This window comes from Acrocarpospora corrugata (genome assembly GCF_009687845.1).
GTDB classification, from domain to species: domain Bacteria; phylum Actinomycetota; class Actinomycetes; order Streptosporangiales; family Streptosporangiaceae; genus Acrocarpospora; species Acrocarpospora corrugata.
On sequence record NZ_BLAD01000001.1, the window covers coordinates 1 to 1847 of the forward strand.

The window sequence follows — 1847 nt, forward strand, 5'->3', positions numbered from 1 at the left end:
CGCCGTGCCGGAAGCTGTTGACCGTCCGTTCCTACCTCGACAGCGCCCGCAAGCACGGCTTGTCGGGCTTCGAGGCGATCCACCGCGTCTTCACCGGCGATCTGTGGATGCCGCCCGTCGCACTTGACGCCTGATCAGCGCATATCGCGCAGCGTCACAGATCCTTCTGATTGCTTACGCTGACCGTCGCATCGGTTCCGCTCTGGAAGACTGACCTACAGGCTCAACAAGCGCCGTCGACTCCAGTCGGTCACGGGATTCGTCGTGTCCGGTACGCCCGATCTGGGACACCCGATGGACCTGGGCGGAGCCCTGGGCCGCCGATCGCCCCCAGCCTGCTCAGGACGCCGGCCACCACAAGGCGATCGTAGGGCGATGCGTCTACGGTCCCTGACCAGCCAAAGCAGGATCAAGATCATTGCGCGTATATTGCGCGACCACCGACATGGAACCACCCACGACGGCTCACAGCTGCACACCGAGAAAATGATCAGCAGGGCTGGAATCGGCATCAGCCCTGCTGAGACCACATTTCCCAAGCTAGGCGGAGAGCGTGGGATTCGAACCCACGAGACCGGTCACCCGGCCTAGCGGTTTTCAAGACCAGTATGGACTCTAGGCCGATACGCCCTTTCACCTGCGGATAGACCGCGCCTAGACACCTATCCAAAGAAGATCATCCCGCAAATATCCCGCGTCGCCGGGTACCCCGATCCAACGGGTCACCCACATCGTCCCGTGGCAAGCCGACTCGGACCGTCCAGGGCAATCCATCGTTGCCAGTTCGCAGACGGGGCTGACGCACCGTGTCCCTCATCCGAGTCGATCACCATCTACGCCTGTCCTATGGCTTCCTGGCGTTCAGTCGATCATCCGCACGATTCGACCTAGCCTGCTGTCGTCTTCGCGTGAACCGACTGACGCCACTCCAGGGCCTCAGCGGTATCCCGGTACTCAAGAAGATGCTGACCCGCGATCTTCACCAATAGGTCTCGGACCTCCGCGGGCGTGGCATGGAAGAACTCCCGGCGGAGGTTGACCTTGTTGACGCGCCGATCGTTCAACTCGGCGTGCAGTTGCCCTTCGAGTCCGACCGCATCGTCACTGAAGATCAACGCGTGGGTGTCGAACTTGAACGGCACGGAGGCATCGCCCAGTTCCCGTACACGATCCTCGGGTTCTAGCCGGCGGGTCATACCGATCTTGACGACGTCCCCGCCGAACGCACCAACGTTGGAGATCACATATACGTAGCCGGCCCGCACGTTGGCCTCGCGCGCCTCGACGTCACTAACCGCCGCACCGATCTCCTCCAGCTTCGCCTTGAGTTCCTCCGCCCCGGCGTCATCGCCTTTAGCCAGCAGCTTGGCCAGCGCAGAGCGGTAGTGAGCCTCCTCCTTGCGGAGCCGGGCCTTCTCCCGCTCGAATTCACGGCGCGCGGCCTCCTCTTCGCGCTGCTGCTCCCGCTGGGCACGGGTACGCTCCTTCTCCTCCTCCTGCTTGGCCAGGTAATCAGCGGTCAACTCCAACTCGTAGACCCGCAACCGGTGGTAATCACCGCTGACGTGAATACTCATCGTCCTGCCGAGCTTGACGATCATCTCCACGGACTTCTCCAGCCGGTCGACAGCCGACTGCAGCTTGTACGGGCGCATCGTGCGCACACAGTTGTCAGCCTCGGCGTTGTACGCGCGCAGCATCAGCTTGGAGAAGTCGCGCACCATCCGGCGCCCCTCGGCCGCCGACCCATTGACCTGCCAGTTGGTGGAGCCCAGTACCGCCTTGTCGTCCTTGGACAGCGCCTTGATGCGGGCCTTAACTTGTGCCAGCTGCTCCTTGTAGGCCCC

General features: G+C 62.7%; 1 protein-coding gene and 1 tRNA gene. Both read right to left on the reverse strand.

Translation table 11 applies throughout. The annotated features are described in order from the left end of the window. Positions 1 to 548 precede the first annotated feature (548 nt). Positions 549 to 638: transfer RNA gene (locus Acor_RS00005), tRNA-Ser, on the reverse strand. A 249-nt stretch (positions 639 to 887) separates the two neighbouring features. Further along, on the reverse strand, positions 888 to 1847 hold a 960-nt coding region (locus tag Acor_RS00010; protein WP_155334395.1), incomplete at its 5' end, for an SNIPE associated domain-containing protein.